Below are 16,132 nucleotides of genomic sequence, written 5' to 3'. Positions count from 1 at the left end.
ACTTTTCTGTAACCAAGATTACGTTTACTTATTAATTTGACAAAGAAAACGCCGAAATACAGCGTTTTATAGGTTTTTATTGACATTCTTGTCAAGACTTAAGTAAATAGAGTGTCAATCCAAGTAAACATATTGTCACTATTGTCAAGGTATCTGTCAATTTCCAGGAAAGTTGACGATATTTCGTCCGTCCATCGCCACCCTGATAGCCTCTAGCTTCCATAGCTGTCGCTAGAGCATCTGCCCTTTTAAAGGACGAGGCAAATAAAGGAATTAGGATAGGAATAATAGCCTTTACCTTTTGCATTAGATTCCCCTCATTAAATTCTACCCCTCTTGCTCTTTGCGCATTCATGATACGTTGGGTATCATCCATCAGCGTCGGTACAAACCGTAAACTCATAGACAACATGAGCCCTAGCTCATGGACTGGAACTTTGACATAAGCCAAGGGCTTGAGCAAAGATTCCACAGCATCAGCTAAGCTTAAAGGCATGGTGGTCAACGTCAACAAGGTAGAGAAAAAAATGATTAAGATAAAGCGTGTTAAGATGATTCCAGCCTGCTTTAAACCATAGCTTGTGATTTGAAAAATCCAAAAAGACCAGTAGACCTCCCCACCTTTAGCAAAAAAGACTTGGAAAAGGGTTGTAAAAATAATCAATCCTATCATGGGTTTCAAGCCATTTAAAAAGTAGGACAGTTTGATTTTTGAGAGTAAGACCAAACCGATGACAAAGGAAAACGCGATAAGATTGGTCCATAAGTTGTTTGCCCAAAAAATAATCCCTATAAAGATCATCATAGCCAGTAATTTACTACGAGGGTCCAATCGGTGTATAATGGATGGTCCTGGAATGTAACGGCCCAAAATAAGTTTATCCATACCTTAGGGCCTCCGTTAATTCTGGAATGGTAATCGGTAAACGCTCAAAGGAATAACCTAGCGTCTTCAGACCCAAAGCAAAGGATGTGACTTTAGGTACCCCAAGATTAATGCCATCCATGAAGGCAACGTCTTGAAAAATATCACGAGGAGCCCCTGACTTCACCAATTGTCCTTTAGCCAAAACATAAGCTTTATCCGCATAATTAGCAACGTCATCCATCAAATGAGTTACAAGGACGATGGTCATGCCTTCTTGATGAAGTTTTTTGAAGATCGTCATTAATTCACGTCGTCCAGCTGGATCTAAGCCAGCAGTTGGCTCATCTAGGACTAAAACTTGTGGTTCCATAGCAAGAATACCTGCAATAGCAACACGACGCATCTGCCCTCCTGATAATTCAAAAGGGCTCCGGTCAAACAGGTCTTTTGAAATGCCAACAATTGCCAGCTTTTCACGCGCAATACGCTCAGCTTCTTCCTGGGATACTCCAAAATTTTGGGGACCAAAAGCAACATCTTTTAGAACCGTTTCATCGAACACCTGGCTTTCAGCAAATTGAAATACCAGACCTACCTTTTTACGCACTTGTTTAATATCCTTATCTACGGACTGCGCAGAAATGGTAAAGCCATCAATGTTCACTTGGCCTTCACTGGGCTTTAACAAGCCGTTCATCAATTGTAAAATAGTCGATTTCCCACTACCTGTATGGCCAATTAATGCCGTGTAAGAGCCATCTTCAATGGTTAAATTGATATCAAAAAGAGCCCGCCCTTCAAAAGGCGTATTGGCTTGATAGGTGTAACTTACATTTTGAAAGTCGATTCCCATAATTTCTCTTGCAGTTCCTTTTCGGTTAAATAGTCATCTGGTAGATCAAAACCAGATGCTTTCAGAGCAATTTTTAGATGCTGGGTAAAAGGAAGGTCCAAGCCTAAGAGCTGTAAATCTTTACGACCAAAGAGATCTCTTGGTCTACTTGTCGATTCTACTTGGCCTTCTTTCATGATTAATACACGATCACTCAGAGCAACCTCATCAAGGTCATGAGTGATTGAAATAACAGTTATACCATACTGATCTTTGATGCGTTTAACGGTCTCAATAAGGGCAAGACGACCTTCTGGATCTAACATCGAGGTTGCTTCATCTAAGATCATAATTTTAGGCCTTAGGGCAACCACACCAGCTATAGCTACACGCTGCTTCTGTCCACCAGATAGACGAGCGGGTTCCCTCTGTTTGAATTCGCTCATTCCAACCAAGTCAAGAGCCTGACTGACTCGTGCCTTCATTTCCTCCAGAGTAACCCCTTGATTTTCTAAACCAAAAGCGACATCATCTTCGACAGTAGCACCAACAAACTGATTGTCAGGGTTTTGAAAAACCATGCCAATCTGATGCCGTTTTTCCCAGACATTCTCAGGAGTCAGTAGGTCCCCCGTAATGTAAATCTCTCCGGATTCAGCTTCCAGTAGACCATCAATCAAACGGACTGTTGTGGATTTCCCAGAACCATTGTGTCCAATAATCGAGAGCCATTCCCCATGTTCCACGTGAAACGAAACATCTTTTAAAATATAATGGTCATTGTCAGACTCATACTTAAAGAATACATTTTTTACATCAATAATAGCCATTACTTAAAGGTATCCTTAAACAAAAAACGTGCTCCACGGAAATAATCGTACCCTGAATAAAGCGTGAAAAAGAGTGCGACGTAGAGCAGTACCTGACCCAAAAGATGCCAGTGGAAAAGGAGGAAGATAATAGCGAACATTTGGGTAAATGTCTTGATTTTCCCCGGCATTGCAGCTGCTAGAACCTCACCACCTGTTTCAACAAGAAGCAATCTCAAACCAGTTACCGCCAATTCACGACAAACAATAAGTGAAGCGACCCAGCCAGGAACAAAACCGAGTTGTACTAACATAATAAAGGCTGACATGACTAGAATCTTATCCGCTAGCGGATCAGCGAATTTTCCGAAATTCGTCACCACCCCCCATTTTCGTGCAAGGTAACCGTCAAGATAATCTGTGAAACTAGCAAGAGCAAAAATGATCCCAGCCGTCACATGAGCCCATAAGCTATCCGATACGCTTAATATCAGTAAAAAAATGGGAATCATGACAATTCGAATGACAGTCAAGAAGTTAGGGAGATTTTCCTTAGTTGTATACCGTTTAAACATAAACTACCTCTACTTAAAATATAATGTTAGCATCGCTGGCTGTTGGCTAAGCCCAGATAAATCAACAGCTTGACCATTGATTGTCAAACTTAAGCCTTCTACCACGCCCAGAGAAACTTGAACTGAAGGGATTTCTATTTTGTTGATCGAAACTGTTACCGATTCTTGATCAGCTGACAAGGTTGTACCGCCTGCCAAGCTTGTTCCAGAAACAGCCACCCAACTTTCTGAATGCTTAACAGACAAGGTTAATTCCAACTCATCTGGGGCCTGATTGACTTCAACAACAGAAGGGTTCTCAGCAGGAGTCACTATAATATCAAGCTGAGGCTGTTCAGGTGCTTCAGTTACTTCTTCTGTACTAGAAGAGATGGTCGCTTCATCAAGACCTTCTGATGAAGCACTCTGAGAAACCTGAAAACTGACAGATTTATCTGTTTGGTTTTGACTAGACTGAAAGTCCCAAATCATATAAATAGCCGAGCATAGAATCATGAGGGATAAGAATAGCAAGGTAATAAAGGGAATAATAGAGCGTTTCGATCGCTGTTTCCTTTGTTTTTGAAAGGACCTTTTGTAGCGAGAATCTTTTGGTCCAACCTCATAAACCATTAAAGGACTGTTCGTATCATAGGCATTAAGCAGGACTTTTACATCGAGGTCTAAAAATTCTGCGTATCTAGCAACTAGTTTTCGGGCTTGACCCTGTCCAGGAATGAGGTCAAAGGCATCATCTTCCAAGGCCCTGATATAGCGTCTGTGCGTTTTCAGGGCATGGTAAGCATCAGACACACTTAAATTCAAATCCTCTCTTGCAGCCCTAAAGACCTGTCCTATCGTTTTTTCTGCCATAAGATCCTCCTTCCCGGTATTTTTTGGATATTAGTCTATTTTAGCAAAAATAACTCTTTTTATCGATAGCTATTGGGGGAAAAGAATAAAATCTGTCATTTCTGAACGACTGATAAAATCAAACCCGACTTTTTTGATGTCATCCAATGTGATGGATTCTAAAAGATCTGGTAAGTCAAATAAACTGTCGTTTTCTATCCAGCTATTAACATATTGCATAGCTGTTGACTCCAGATGATTAAGCGATTTAAGAAAGTCCCCATACATTTCCTGTTTTACCAGTGTTAAATGGTCTTCATTTAAATCATCAAGCTCATAACAACGGCTTAACAACTGTCGAATCCGCTTAGACATGGCAAGTGGTTCAGAGGTATCCATGGTCAAGATGATAAATTGATAAGCCTCTGTTAGTTCAATTTCCATTTGGAAAGAATCATCAATCTTTCCTTTATCATACCAATCTTGATAGGTTGAAGAGGTCCATCCTAAAACCATAGCCATTAATAACTTCATACACAAGCGGTATTTTGAAATTGACACAGTTGTAAAGTCATGTTGACTCCGTAAACCAACTGCTAATTTAGGGCCCATAACAGGGAATTCTAAACTAGCTGATGGCAAAACAGGTTTTAAAGAAAAGTCTTCTTTACTAATGGGCTGTTTTTTTCGAGGACGCCTAGCGTTTTGAAAGGACTCTATCTCATCTACAAGCTGTTCCGGATCAAAATCTCCAATCATTAATAACACCATGTTCGATGACTGATAGAAGATGTCAAAGTTCATTTGCAAGGTTTTAGCTGATATCTGCTGAACTGATGATAGAGAGCCAGCGATATCCTCTGCAAGAGGCGTCTCGGGGTAAAGTTGCCCTAAAACAGACATGTAGAGTTGGTAATCAGCATCATCCTGATACATTTTAATTTCTTGGGAGATAATGGCCTTTTCCCGTTCAACAGATGCGTCAGTAACATTAAGATGACTGGTTAATTCCTGAAGAAGACAAAGGCCCTCTTTAACATGATCAGTTGTTGAGAAGTAATAAACGGTTTGCCTATATCCTGTGAAAGCATTGACTTCAGCCCCAATCTTAGCAAAATCCTCCATGGCATCCCTTCCTTTTGGAAGCTCAAATAATTTATGTTCCAAAAAGTGGGCCATACCAGCCGGAAATTGACGCATTAATTTACGATTTTTGGGCCGAAAAGATGTATCTAAGGCCCCAAATCGTGTGGCCATAAGGCCTATCGTTTCCTGATAGTCTAGCCTAGGTATCAAGATAACTTCAAGGCCGTTTTCTAAAACTTTTCGATAAACAACCTCGTTTAGGGTTGGATAGTGTTTTTGTGATAATGTCATACGATGTCTTCTGAACGAGCCTCCATAAAGTACAGTGCCTGCAATTTAACTAAAGCAGCAATTCTTTTAACCGCATCCTTGTCAACCTTTTCTATTCCTGTTAACCACTTGTCAACTGAAAATCCGTCAGGAACTATCAAATCGTTGCTGTAAACCTGTTCGATTAAGTTAGCTTGCCGGTCTTGAGACAGTTTAACAGTTGCCTTTAGGGCAAGCTTTGTTTGCTCAAGCTCCACTTGACTAAACTGCCCTTGTTTGAGGGCTAGGAGCTGTTGATGAATCAATTTCATCGTTTTCTTTAGGTTGACTTTATCAATGCCTGCATAAACTTTCAGGCAGGCTGTCAAACTATCATACTGGCTGCCAATACTATAGGCCAAGCCTTCTTTTTCACGGACATTTATAAATAGTTTGGAATGCGCGAATCCACCTAATAGACCATTTAAGACCATGAGAGAAAAATAGTCCTCACTACCATACAAAGCAGGCGCATAGTAACCCTGTTGTAGAATGGATTGATTGGCTGATTTTTGTTCTGTCTGGCGTGGGGTAATTTTAGAAAGACCCTGATCAATCATGAATGTCAATTCAGGTTGACGATTTTGTAAACCAAATGTTTCCAGTTCATTGACAACAGTAACTGGGTCAAATTCTCCTACAAAGAAAAAATCGATTCTGTTTTCCAGCAACATTTTTTGAAAGGCACGGAAAGTTGACTGTGGAGATTCTTGCTTTACAAGATCGATTGTTCCTTGACGAGGTAACTGTAAGGCTTCTGAGCGATAAAACAAAGTGTTCAAGGCTCTATCAGCTTGATAAAAATTATCTTCTTTCTCTGTCTCTAAATAGTTTAGCAGGTTGTCCTGCTCCAGTAAGAATAATTTTTCATCAAAACTATCGGCCTTAGTCAAGGGTTGGAAGAGACAAGCTCTTAAAAAGGCAAGGACATCACTGGTTAGATCTTGACCTCCTATGTATCTTGGAGCCAGAAAAGACAGATCGATGTCTAATATGTGGACAGCTCCTTTTTTACTGATCGTCGTATCAAAAGTAGCCCCATATAAACTTGCTAATTTTTGACGAAAAAGCCTAGCATTCGGATATGCTTTGTTAGCAGATTCTAGAATATAAGCACTAATAACACGTCCAGCCAAGGTTTTTTTATCTATGGCACCCGAAAAACGCATTTTCACCCGTTGCGTTTTATATTTTCTCGTTTCTATAAAGTGAAGCTGAACCCCTTCAGCAAGTTTCATAAGCACAGACATCTCCATCTCTTTCTAAGTTTCTATTATACCTTTTCTAGGGGAAAAATGCTGATTTTTTGAACAGATTCCTCCTTATTTTTATGCTATAATGAACCATAAGGAGAAAATCATGGATTATAAACTTTTTGAGGAATTTATCACCCTACAAGCACTTTTAAAAGACTTAGGGATTATTTCTAGTGGAGGAGCCATCAAGGGCTTTTTAGCTGAGGAAACTGTTCTTTTTAATGGTCAAGATGAAAAGCGTCGAGGAAAAAAAATACGCATCGGGGATGTCGTAGAACTTCCTGGACAAGGGATTCGCATCACTATTTCAGAACCAACAAGTGATGAAAAACAAACCTATGAAGAGGACAAGGCTGAAAAAGAGCGCGTCGCAGCTATTGTAAAGTCTCTAAATAGTGAAACTAAAAAAAAGGTCAAAGCTCACAAACAGGTTAAAAATAAGTCTAGTAAACCTGCCGTTCGTTTTCCAGGTACTTAAGTATGTGGTTGAAATCAATCCACCTGCAACACTACCGCAATTACAAAGATCAGATAGTTGATTGTCATCCAGGACTCAATGTTTTTCTAGGTCAAAATGCCCAAGGGAAAACAAATATGTTAGAGGCCATTTATTTTCTGTCTCTAACCAGAAGTCACCGGACACGATCCGATAAGGATCTCGTTTCATTCTCGGAAAATCAGTTTAAACTGTCTGGCCTGGTTGAAAAAAGAGCGGGAACACTCTCACTGGAGGTTCATCTGACCGATAAAGGGCGTGAGACAAGAGTGAATCATCTCAAACAAGCACGATTAGCTGATTATATTGGTCATCTCAATGTTGTTTTATTTGCTCCAGAAGATTTACAGTTGATAAAGGGAGCACCTGCTCTCAGACGAAAATTTATGGACATGGAGTTAGGCCAGATTAAGCCAACTTACCTTTCTGAACTAGCCAGTTACCACCATGTGCTGAAACAGCGTAATACTTATCTTAAACAAGCTGAAAAAGTTGATACAGACTTTCTGGACGTTTTGGACCAACAATTGATTGATTATGGGTCTCGAGTGATTGAACAGCGCCTTGACTTTGTCAATCAACTGGAAAGGTTTAGTCAAGCTAAGCATGCTGATATTTCTGACAAAAAAGAGAAACTAACCCTTTTATATCAGTCATCTATTCCTTTTGAAAACCCTGACGAAATTCGTCAATCATTTCGTCAATCACTTGACAAATCGCGTCAACGTGATTTATTTAAAAAAAATACAGGTGTGGGACCCCATCGGGATGACTTACTCTTTTTTATCAATGGTATCAATGCCAGTTTTGGTAGCCAAGGGCAACATCGTAGTTTGGTCTTATCAGTAAAGCTTGCTGAAATAGAGCTTATGGAAAGCGTTACTAAAGAAAGTCCTATCTTGTTGCTTGACGACGTTATGAGCGAGCTTGACAACAATCGTCAACTTAAACTCCTTGAAACGATTTCTGATAGGGTACAAACCTTTATCACCACAACATCACTAGACCATCTCAAACCATTACCTTCCAATTTAAAAATTTTTCACATTGACAATGGTGTCATCACTACACAGTAAAAGAGCCGGATTTTCCGGCTCTTTTGTTTACAGTTAATTGACAATTATTGTACAGAATAGTTTGGAGCTTCGTTAGTGATTTGAACATCGTGTGGATGACTTTCTTTTAGACCTGCACCAGACATTTCAATAAATTGAGCATTATCATGCAATTCTTGAATATTAGCTGCTCCAACATAGCCCATACCAGAACGGATACCACCAACCATTTGGAAGACAATATCAGCGACAGCTCCCTTATAAGCAACACGGCCTTCAATACCTTCTGGAACTAGTTTATTGGCTTCATTAACAGAGCCTTGGAAGTAACGGTCGCTTGACCCTTTCTTCATGGCTGCAATTGAGCCCATTCCACGATAGGTCTTAAATTTACGGCCTTGGTAGATTTCCGTTTCACCAGGTGCTTCATCTGTCCCTGCCAGCATGGAGCCAAGCATAACGGCATGTCCTCCAGCAGCAAGGGCTTTAGCAATGTCACCTGAGTATTTGATCCCGCCATCAGCAATGATAGTTTTTCCATACTCACGCGCTACAGCAGCCGCATCGTAAATAGCTGTAATCTGAGGAACACCGACACCTGCTACCACACGTGTCGTACAGATAGAACCTGGTCCAATACCAACTTTAACGACATCGACGCCTGCATCATAAAGGGCACGAGCGCCTTCACCTGTCGCCACATTACCGGCAATCAAGGTTTTATCTGGGAAAGTAGCACGAATCTCAGCAATTTTACGAAGAACACCAGCTGAGTGCCCGTGAGCAGTATCGATGACAATAGCATCAGCACCTGCATCAAATAAAGCTTGCGCTCGCTCAAAGGTATCCGAAGTTACCCCAACTGCACCAGCCACTAAGAGACGACCAAACTCATCTTTAGCCGCATTAGGGAATTCAATGACTTTTTCGATATCTTTAATGGTGATTAGACCTGCTAAACGACCTGCATCATCCACTAAAGGTAATTTTTCAATACGATGTTCATGAAGAATCTTTTCTGCTGTTTCTAAGTCCGTTCCAATTGGTGCTGTAATCAGATTTTCTTTGGTCATGTTAGCCGAAATCGGTTGAGAATAATCTGAGATAAATCGCATGTCACGGTTAGTAATGATACCGATTAATTTACGATTTTCTAACGTTTCGACAATAGGAACACCTGAGATGCGATAGGTAGCCATTAAATTTTCAGCTTCTTCAACAGGAGCGTCTGGCGTTAAGAAGAAAGGATCAATGATTACCCCGTTTTCAGAACGTTTTACCTTGCGGACCTCAGCAGCTTGAGCCTCAATCGACATATTTTTGTGAATGATTCCAAGCCCGCCAGCACGAGCCATGGCAATAGCCATTTGGCTTTCTGTCACTGTATCCATTGCTGCAGATAAAATAGGAATATTCAGTGTCAAGTTAGGAGCAAGTTGTGTTTTCAAATCAATCTCATTAGGTAAGACGTGACTTTCAGCTGGAATCAGCAAGACATCGTCAAAGGTGAACCCTTTTTTCAAGAACTTTGTATCCCAATTTGACATTTTGATAGGCCTCTTTTCTATGATCCCTCTTAGGGAAAAATTTTGATTGATAATATCATAACACTATCATTTATTTTGTCAACCCAAAAGACAGAAAAAGACCTGATTTATCAAGTCTCATTCGTTTTTTACTTAAAATAGTTAATGCCCATGGCATCCTTAACCTCGTCGAGTGTTTTAGCTACAACAGTGCGAGCCTTCTCACTTCCTTTAGCCAACATATTGTAGACCTCACCCATATCCTTAGCCAATTCTAAACGTCGTTCTCGAATCGGAGACAGTTCTCTGTCTAGAACGTCTAAAAGATAGCGTTTGGTTTTAACATCCCCAAGACCACCACGTTGGTAATGCTCTTTCATCTCAGCAATCGTCGCTTGATCCTCTTCACGGCCAAAAACATCCAAATAATGGAACACCATATTGCCTTCAATCTTACCAGGATCTTCCACACGGATATGATCTGGATCTGTGTACATGGACATGACTTTCTTTTGAACCGTGTCAAAATCATCCGCTAGATAAATCCCATTCCCCAGTGATTTCGACATTTTAGCATTACCATCAAGTCCAGGCAGACGACCTGCTGCTTCATTTTCTGGGAAGATCCCTTCTGGCTCAACCAAGACATCGGCCTGATAGGTATGGTTAAAGGAACGCACAATCTCACGGGTCTGTTCAATCATTGGTTTTTGGTCATTCCCAACAGGGACAAAATTGGCCTTGAAGGCTGTGATATCTGCTGCCTGAGAAATAGGGTAAACCAAGAAACCAGCTGGAATAGATTCGCCAAAACCTTTTTGAGCAATTTCTGTTTTAACGGTTGGATTGCGCTCCAAGCGAGCCAAGGAAACTAAATTCATGTAATACATGGTCAGCTCTGCCAGTTCTGGAATCTGACTCTGGATAAAGAGCGTTACTTGCTCAGGATCAAGTCCAGCTGCCAAATAGTCAAGAGCAACCTCACCGACAGATTGACGAACTTTTTCTGGATTTTTGGCATTGTCAGTCAGAGCCTGTTGGTCTGCGATAAAGATAAACATATCATGCTTGCCTTCATTTTGCAAAAGAACACGATTACGTAGGCTTCCCACATAGTGTCCAATATGCAATTTACCAGTTGGCCGATCTCCTGTTAAAATAATAGGTTTACTCATTAAAACTCTCCTCTAAAATCAATTACCCACATTATACCATTTTTCAAGCCAGTTATGAAAAGCTTGTTAGGATTATTTGAAAAAATTAGGTTTTTCCTGTAGAATGAAGAGACTACAATATTTAGGAGAATCACTTTGCTAACAGTTTCAGATGTATCATTACGTTTTAGCGATCGTAAACTTTTCGATGATGTCAACATCAAGTTTACAGCTGGAAATACTTATGGTTTGATTGGTGCTAACGGTGCCGGTAAATCAACCTTTTTAAAAATCTTGGCAGGAGACATTGAACCGACTACGGGACACATCTCTCTTGGTCCAGATGAACGCTTGTCTGTCCTTCGTCAGAACCACTTCGACTACGAAGATGAGCGTGTCATCGATGTTGTCATCATGGGTAATGACCAGCTTTACACGGTCATGAAAGAAAAAGACGCCATCTACATGAAGGAAGACTTCTCAGATGAAGATGGTGTCCGCGCTGCTGAGCTTGAAGGAACCTTTGCCGAGCTAGGTGGCTGGGAAGCTGAATCAGAAGCCTCTCAACTCCTTCAAAACCTCAATATCCCAGAAGCAGCACACTACCAAAATATGAGTGAGTTAACCAATGGTGAAAAAGTGAAGGTACTCCTTGCCAAAGCCCTCTTTGGGAAACCAGATGTTCTCTTGCTTGACGAGCCAACCAATGGTCTTGACATCCAGTCTATTTCTTGGTTAGAGGATTTCCTCATTGACTTTGAAAATACAGTAATCGTGGTATCTCATGACCGTCACTTTTTAAACAAAGTTTGTACCCACATGGCTGATCTTGATTTTGGTAAAATCAAACTCTTCGTTGGTAACTATGACTTCTGGAAAGAATCCTCTGAGTTGGCAGCACGTTTACAGGCTGACCGCAATGCTAAAGCTGAAGAAAAAATTAAGCAACTCCAAGAATTCGTGGCGCGCTTCTCAGCTAATGCCTCAAAATCTAAACAAGCAACCTCTCGTAAAAAGATGCTTGACAAGATCGAACTCGAAGAAATTGTCCCATCAAGCCGGAAATACCCATTTATCAACTTTAAGGCGGAACGTGAAATCGGTAATGACCTTTTAACAGTTGAAAACCTTTCTGTTACCATTGACGGGGAAAAAGTTATCGATAATATCAGTTTTATTCTTCGTCCAGGCGATAAAACAGCCTTGATTGGTCAAAACGATATCCAGACAACAGCTCTCATTCGTGCACTCGTTGGCGATATTGACTATGAAGGAACCGTTAAATGGGGAGTAACCACTTCTCAATCCTACCTGCCAAAAGACAACAGCAAGGACTTTGCTGGTAGTGAGTCCATCCTTGACTGGCTCCGTCAATTTGCTAGCAAGGGCGAAGATGACAATACCTTCCTCCGTGGTTTCCTTGGACGTATGCTCTTCTCAGGCGAAGAAGTTAACAAGTCTGTCAACGTCCTGTCAGGGGGTGAAAAAGTGCGCGTGATGCTCTCTAAACTCATGCTCCTCAAGTCAAATGTTCTCATCTTAGATGACCCAACCAATCACTTGGACTTGGAGTCAATCTCTAGTCTTAACGATGGTCTAAAAGCTTTTAAAGAATCGATTATCTTTGCCAGTCATGACCATGAATTCATTCAAACCTTGGCAAATCATATCGTTGTTATTTCTAAAAATGGCGTCATTGACCGTATCGATGAAACCTATGATGAATTCCTAGAAAATGAAGAAGTTCAGGCTAAGGTCCAAGCATTATGGCGTCAATAATATCATCATTTAAATGAAAGGGTTGGCTTATGCCAGCCTTTTTCGCATTTTTTCCCCTTTTCTGATACAATAACACTATGAAAAGAAGCCTAAAAAGACGACAAAATCATCAAAAAACAATCTTAACCAGTGCGATAGCTTTTTTAATCCCTTTTGTAGTCAGTATCATTATCCTAGCCTTAAAAGGAATTTATCCAGGCAGTGAACGCACTATTTTAGCCAGTGACGGTTTCCATCAGTATGTTATTTTTCATACTGGACTCAAAAATGCATTGCAGGAAAATGGCAGTCTATTTTATACCTTTACTAGCGGATTGGGATTAAATTTCTATGCGCTGATGAGCTATTATTTAGGGAGTTTTTTATCTCCTTTGGGCTACTTTTTTACTTTGGAAACAATGCCAGATGCCATATATCTCATGACCATCCTAAAATTTGGGTTGATAGGGCTGTCAACTAATCTAAGTTTACAAAATATTTACCGTAAACTTGACAAGACATATACTATTTTACTGTCAACGTCATTTGCTCTAATGAGTTTTTCAAGCTCTCAATTAGAGATTACCATGTGGCTAGATGTTTTTATCATCGTCCCATTAATTATGTGGGGATTGGACCGACTGCTAAAAGAAGAGGGGCGATTACTTTATTACCTATCTTTGACAACACTCTTTATTCAAAATTATTATTTTGGATTTATGATGGCCGTTTTTTTAACACTTTGGTATCTTGTTCAATTGACTTGGGATTTTAAGTCCAGAAGAAAAACCTTTACAGACTTTACAGTAGTGTCACTTTTGGCAGGGTTGACCAGTCTAGTCATGATTTTGCCAGCTATTTTTGACCTCAAAACACATGGCGAAACACTGTCAACCTTCACACAATTTACTACAGAAGGTTCCTGGTGGCTAGATATTTTTGCGAAAAATATCATCGGTAGCTACGATACCACCAAGTTTGGGTCAATTCCTACCCTATATGCAGGATTGATTCCTTTACTACTTGCTCTAACCTTCTTCCTTATCCGGTCTATCAAGTGGCCTGTCAAATTAAGTTATCTCATTTTAATTGGATTTCTAATTGCAAGCTTTTACCTCGAACCTCTAGATTTATTTTGGCAAGGCATGCATGCTCCAAATATGTTTTTGCATCGCTATAGTTGGGTGTGGTCCCTCTTAATAATTTGGATGGCGGCCGAAACACTCCTACGTTTACAGCAGTTGACAACCTTTACAGCTTTAATTCCATATATCCTCTTCAGTTCAGGCTTTATCTTGACCTATCTCTACAGAGAAAAATATGATTTTTTAGAGCCCATTCATTTTCTTTTGACCCTTGAATTTTTAATCGTCTACCTTTTTCTAGTTCTTTTTAGAAAAAACATAGCACAAAAACAATTGGTTCTCAGCCTTCTCTTTTTCAGTCTCTTTGAGATTTCTTTAAATGCTTATTATCAAGTCTCTGGACTGGAAGAAGAATGGCACTTTCCTAGCCGAGAGAACTACAGCCAAAACATGACTGATATTGTCAATCTAGTTGACAGCATAAAAGAACGTCATACTGACTTTTTCCGCACTGAACGCTGGTTGCCTCAAACGGGTAATGATAGTATGAAATATGATTATAATGGGATATCACAATTTTCTTCCATTCGTAATCGCTCTTCTAGTCAATTATTAGATCAATTAGGATTTAAATCATCTGGAACTAATCTCAATTTACGCTATCAGAATAACACCTTACTTATGGATCTCTTATTTGGCATTACATACAATATAGCTGAGGATATGCCAAGTAAGTACGGTTTTTATCCACTTGAAACTACAAATTCAGTTAAACTGTATGAATCTGAAAATAGTGCTTCACTGGCTATCTTATCCTCAGCACCTTATCAAGATATTCCCCTCACGCATTCTCATCTTGACAACCAAACGAAACTTGTCAATGCCTTAATTGGCCAAGACCTAACTTATTTTTATGAATTAGAAACTGTCAACCAAAGCAATCATTCATCCGATAACATCTTAGAAAAAGATCCTTCATACCCGCAGTCTAATGATGCCAGTGCCTATTTTGAAGTCTTGACAGATAGAGATAGTCAACTGTATTTAAATTTGGAAGGGTTATCCTTAACCAATGATGATTATGATACTGTTGACATTATTGTCAACGGAAGACGGTTTGAATATACAGTTGACAATGCTTATCCTCTGTTTAATCTGGGATTTTTTACAGCAAATCAGAGATTACAAATCCGAATCGTCTTTCCAAATCAAGATACTGTCAACTATGACCACTTGCGTATCATTGCCCTCTCGATTGACGCCTTTCAAAAGGCTAGTGATGCGATCAACCAGCTATCAACTGAAACACAGATCTCTAAAAATGTCGTTGAAACGAGTTACAATGCAACAAATATGACGTCACTCCTTTATACAATCCCGTTTGATGACGGTTGGACAGCAAGTGTAAATGGCCAAAAAACGGCAGTAGAGCCCTTCCAAGAAGGCCTCATAAAAGTTGATGTCCCTGAAGGACAGGGAAAAGTTGTCCTAACCTTTGTTCCAAAAGGCTTAAAAGAAGGCATTATAGCATGTGTAATTGGAGTTCTAGGTTTTTCTCTTTATGAGTTTAAAACCAAAAGACCCAAAACATCCAGAGAATGAGTACACTTGATTGATGATAGTCAACTAAACCTTATAGAATACCATTTAGTTTTTATCTCATAGTATTCTCGAATTTTTATTGTTAGGAACTTGGGACAGAACTGTTTCAAGTTTTTTTTCGACTAAAAAATAGGTCACTGATTGTTAGAGTAAAAAGCACTACTTTGCTAGTTTTAGTATTAGCCTGCACTGGGCATTAAATCTAAATCTAAGTTGAAATGAAAAAAAGAGAACTGATATAGTTCTCTCCAGATATTTAGTTTTATCAACTAATACAGTTAATAAACAATTTAATACTCCGCCAACAGGGCTCGAACCTGTGACATCATGATTAACAGTCATGCGCTCTACCAACTGAGCTATGGCGGAATAATCTGATTAATATAGTCCGTACGGGATTCGAACCCGTGTTACCGCCGTGAAAAGGCGGTGTCTTAACCCCTTGACCAACGGACCATTTTAGAGGTGTCTTTACAAGACAAAAACTATTATAACTTAGATATGAGTAAGTGTCAATACTTTTGGCTCTTTTTTTTATAATTTTTCAACGGGTATTTGTTTGGGTTCAATACCATTGAAGAAATCTGTCAAAACTCCGCATGGTTTAAGGGAAATAGGGTCTTTTTAGTGTAACAGTAATCCTTTAACTAACTAGCAAAGAAAATGACAATTATCTTGACAGTTGCGCCTATTTTTTGATACACTTGATAAAGTCATTAGAGGTCTCATAGCTCAGCTGGATAGAGCATTCGCCTTCTAAGCGAACGGTCGCAGGTTCGAATCCTGCTGGGATCAAATCATGACCACCCGTCTAACGGGTGGTTTGAACAGGGGCTATAAGCCCACATCACCAGCCAGCGCCTAAAGACGCTGGCTTTCACTTTGTTCAA

13 protein-coding genes and 3 tRNA genes are annotated in these 16,132 nt (G+C 39.9%); 5 read left to right on the top strand and 11 right to left on the bottom strand.

Translation table 11 applies throughout. From position 1 onward, the window contains the following. Window positions 1-91 precede the first annotated feature (91 nt). From J2S23_RS05520 to yfmF, 7 genes are all read right to left on the bottom strand, one after another. Window positions 92-886: an energy-coupling factor transporter transmembrane component T family protein gene (locus J2S23_RS05520; protein ID WP_307121755.1), complete on the bottom strand. Its 795-nt coding sequence runs from the start codon at window positions 884-886 to the stop codon at window positions 92-94. Next, the gene (locus tag J2S23_RS05515) at window positions 879-1,721 is read right to left on the bottom strand and encodes an energy-coupling factor transporter ATPase (protein WP_307121754.1); all 843 of its coding nucleotides are present in this window, start codon (window positions 1,719-1,721) and stop codon (window positions 879-881) included. Before J2S23_RS05515 ends, J2S23_RS05520 begins: the two co-directional genes overlap by 8 nt. Beyond that, window positions 1,697-2,530 carry an energy-coupling factor ABC transporter ATP-binding protein gene (locus J2S23_RS05510; protein WP_307121753.1) on the bottom strand — a complete coding sequence of 278 codons (834 nt, stop codon included), beginning with the start codon at window positions 2,528-2,530 and terminating at the stop codon, window positions 1,697-1,699. The genes J2S23_RS05515 and J2S23_RS05510 overlap by 25 nt, the downstream gene beginning before the upstream one ends. Beyond that, window positions 2,530-3,084 (bottom strand): CDP-diacylglycerol--glycerol-3-phosphate 3-phosphatidyltransferase, encoded by a 555-nt coding sequence (gene pgsA / locus J2S23_RS05505; RefSeq protein WP_307121752.1) that lies wholly within the window; start codon window positions 3,082-3,084, stop codon window positions 2,530-2,532. The genes J2S23_RS05510 and pgsA overlap by 1 nt, the downstream gene beginning before the upstream one ends. Before the next feature lie 9 nt (window positions 3,085-3,093). Then, a complete protein-coding gene (locus J2S23_RS05500) occupies window positions 3,094-3,936 on the bottom strand; it encodes a helix-turn-helix domain-containing protein (protein WP_307121751.1) in 843 nt (280 codons plus the stop codon). A 69-nt stretch (window positions 3,937-4,005) separates the two neighbouring features. Next, window positions 4,006-5,292 carry an EF-P 5-aminopentanol modification-associated protein YfmH gene (yfmH, locus tag J2S23_RS05495; RefSeq protein ID WP_307121750.1) on the bottom strand — a complete coding sequence of 429 codons (1,287 nt, stop codon included), beginning with the start codon at window positions 5,290-5,292 and terminating at the stop codon, window positions 4,006-4,008. Further along, window positions 5,289-6,548, bottom strand: a complete 1,260-nt coding sequence (gene yfmF / locus J2S23_RS05490; RefSeq protein WP_307121749.1) for an EF-P 5-aminopentanol modification-associated protein YfmF — start codon at window positions 6,546-6,548, stop codon at window positions 5,289-5,291. Before yfmF ends, yfmH begins: the two co-directional genes overlap by 4 nt. 121 nt (window positions 6,549-6,669) lie before the next feature. Here yfmF and yaaA point away from each other — a divergent pair, with 121 nt between their 5' ends. Both yaaA and recF read left to right on the top strand, forming a co-directional pair. Further along, the gene (yaaA, locus tag J2S23_RS05485) at window positions 6,670-7,044 is read left to right on the top strand and encodes a S4 domain-containing protein YaaA (RefSeq protein WP_307121748.1); all 375 of its coding nucleotides are present in this window, start codon (window positions 6,670-6,672) and stop codon (window positions 7,042-7,044) included. Between the two features lie 2 nt (window positions 7,045-7,046). Then, a complete protein-coding gene (gene recF / locus J2S23_RS05480; protein WP_307121747.1) occupies window positions 7,047-8,138 on the top strand; it encodes a DNA replication/repair protein RecF in 1,092 nt (363 codons plus the stop codon). Window positions 8,139-8,182: 44 nt separating this feature from the next. Here the strand turns inward: recF and guaB are convergent, their stop codons facing one another. Both guaB and trpS read right to left on the bottom strand, forming a co-directional pair. After that, window positions 8,183-9,664: an IMP dehydrogenase gene (gene guaB, locus J2S23_RS05475; protein WP_307121746.1), complete on the bottom strand. Its 1,482-nt coding sequence runs from the start codon at window positions 9,662-9,664 to the stop codon at window positions 8,183-8,185. Between the two features lie 128 nt (window positions 9,665-9,792). Next, window positions 9,793-10,818, bottom strand: a complete 1,026-nt coding sequence (gene trpS, locus J2S23_RS05470; RefSeq protein WP_307121745.1) for a tryptophan--tRNA ligase — start codon at window positions 10,816-10,818, stop codon at window positions 9,793-9,795. Window positions 10,819-10,953: 135 nt separating this feature from the next. On the opposite strand from trpS, the gene J2S23_RS05465 reads away from it, so the two are divergent. Further along, complete coding sequence (locus tag J2S23_RS05465) at window positions 10,954-12,576, top strand: ABC-F family ATP-binding cassette domain-containing protein (RefSeq protein WP_307121744.1); 1,623 nt, start codon at window positions 10,954-10,956, stop codon at window positions 12,574-12,576. A 77-nt stretch (window positions 12,577-12,653) separates the two neighbouring features. Further along, window positions 12,654-15,242 carry a YfhO family protein gene (locus tag J2S23_RS05460; RefSeq protein WP_307121743.1) on the top strand — a complete coding sequence of 863 codons (2,589 nt, stop codon included), beginning with the start codon at window positions 12,654-12,656 and terminating at the stop codon, window positions 15,240-15,242. Between the two features lie 296 nt (window positions 15,243-15,538). Here the strand turns inward: J2S23_RS05460 and J2S23_RS05455 are convergent. Together J2S23_RS05455 and J2S23_RS05450 are read right to left on the bottom strand one after the other, a co-directional pair. Then, window positions 15,539-15,611: transfer RNA gene (locus J2S23_RS05455), tRNA-Asn, on the bottom strand. Window positions 15,612-15,626: 15 nt separating this feature from the next. Beyond that, window positions 15,627-15,698: transfer RNA gene (locus tag J2S23_RS05450), tRNA-Glu, on the bottom strand. A 265-nt stretch (window positions 15,699-15,963) separates the two neighbouring features. Between J2S23_RS05450 and J2S23_RS05445 the strand changes: the two genes are divergently transcribed. After that, window positions 15,964-16,037 (top strand) — tRNA-Arg (locus tag J2S23_RS05445). Window positions 16,038-16,132: the final 95 nt, after the last annotated feature.

It is taken from the genome of Streptococcus moroccensis (assembly GCF_030812835.1).
In the GTDB taxonomy this organism is placed as follows: domain Bacteria; phylum Bacillota; class Bacilli; order Lactobacillales; family Streptococcaceae; genus Streptococcus; species Streptococcus moroccensis.
This window is presented reverse-complemented; position numbering and strand designations above follow the sequence as displayed.